Here is a 1,617-nt window from a genome sequence, read left to right on the forward strand (position 1 = left end):
CGCCAACTGCAACAATTCAGCTGCAATGCAGCCGCACCAGCCACCGCCGCGATGGGATCGAGCATCTGGGGCTTGCCCGCTGCCTGCGCCGCCTTGGCGGCGAGCCAAACGTGATGATGTGGACTGGGAAGCTCTTGCGTCGCGTGCGCAAAGCAGCGCCATCCGGTCTGCTCCGGGCGGAGCGCCGGAATTCTATCTTGGCGAGAGGCCGTCGAGCAGGAAGTCGAGGCCTCTTCGGAAGGCGCCATCCCAATCGTTGTCCAACAGCAGACGAGAGCGTTCGATTGTCGGGTAGTGTTCGCTGAGATGTGTAAGACGCTGCTGTGCGGCTGCCCTGTCTTCTTCCGAGAGATCGAAGCTTGCCCGGGTGAGGGTGGCGCCCATCACATAGTTCCAGAGCGACCATATCGCGGCGTTCAGATCCGCGTCCGCAACACCGGCTCTGGACAAGGTCTTGCTCAGCATTTCCAGGCGACCGAGAATGTTCCGACCGAGCGCCCGGCGCGGCAACAGCGATGCCGACCAAGGATGGCGCAACATTCTGGCGCGCCAGTCTTCGAGCATATGAACGACGTCTCCGCGCCAGTCCGGAGACTCACCTGTTTCAGGCGATCCGCGATGTTCGAGCACCGAATCGACTGCTAGATCAAAGACATCCTCCTTGTTGTCGACGTGCCAATATAGACTCATCACACCCGAGCCGAGGCGATCGGCCAGCCGACGCATTGTCAATCCGTCTATGCCCTGGGCGTCCAGCAGTTCCACCGCGGTCGCCACGATACGCTCTCGAGACAGCGGCGGCTCGGTGCTCGCTTGCTGCACGGGCTGGAGCGACACGCTTATCCGTTGATCCCCTTTGCTCCGGGCGCCGCTGCGTTTGGCTACCATCCGTCGTCCTCGCTTTTTCAGAACATCGATTTTGACCGGCAACGCGACAAATGTCGATCTTGAGCGATTGACTCGTACGACGTACCATACGATGACTCGTACATCGCACGATTCACGTAGCGATTAGGTTAAAGTTCAATCTGCAGGCGCCAGGGTAGGTTGCTCGCAGGCTGCGGAGCCAAGCGAAAAACCATGTCACGCGCAATCAAGCATCTGCTTATCGGAGGGCTAATCATCATGACCATTGCAGTCCCCACTGCGTCGCCGGCGAACGAGTTCAAGCTGACTATTGTCAATCCACAGGCACTCTACGACCCGTCGCCGAATGGCTACAGCACCGCCGTAATCGCACCGCTCGGAGCTCGGATCGCCTACATCTCCGGGCAGGGCGGCCAAGACAGCACAGGAACCTTGTCACCGGATTTCGCCGTCCAGGTGAAGCAGGCCTACGCAAATTTGCATGCTGCGCTTGAGGGCATCGGCGCCAAGCCGGATCAGGTGGCGAAGCTCACGGTCTTCGTGGTCGACCACGACATGTCCAAGCTCGAGGTGTTGACCAGGAACGTCAAGGACATGTTCGGCGAGGCGCTGCCGGCGCAGACTCTGGTTCCCGTTCCCAAGCTTGCAATCGATCCCATGCTTTTCGAGGTGGAGGCCACCGTTATTCTGGAATAGTCGCTCCGATTGACCCGATCGTTCGAACAAAGAGTCGAGCGCGCTGCCGACGGC

At 59.9% G+C, this 1,617-nt stretch carries 2 protein-coding genes; one reads left to right on the forward strand and one right to left on the reverse strand.

The genetic code is table 11. The annotated features are described in order from the left end of the window. Window positions 1-192: 192 nt before the first annotated feature. A complete protein-coding gene (locus EN969_RS30280; RefSeq protein WP_013531570.1) occupies window positions 193-888 on the reverse strand; it encodes a TetR/AcrR family transcriptional regulator C-terminal domain-containing protein in 696 nt (231 codons plus the stop codon). 192 nt (window positions 889-1,080) lie between these two features. Here EN969_RS30280 and EN969_RS30285 point away from each other — a divergent pair, with 192 nt between their 5' ends. Next, complete coding sequence (locus EN969_RS30285) at window positions 1,081-1,563, forward strand: RidA family protein (protein ID WP_027161647.1); 483 nt, start codon at window positions 1,081-1,083, stop codon at window positions 1,561-1,563. The last annotated feature ends 54 nt before the right edge of the window (window positions 1,564-1,617 follow it).

This window comes from Mesorhizobium sp. M7A.F.Ca.CA.003.01.2.1 (assembly GCF_003998945.1).
Lineage (GTDB): Bacteria > Pseudomonadota > Alphaproteobacteria > Rhizobiales > Rhizobiaceae > Mesorhizobium > Mesorhizobium ciceri.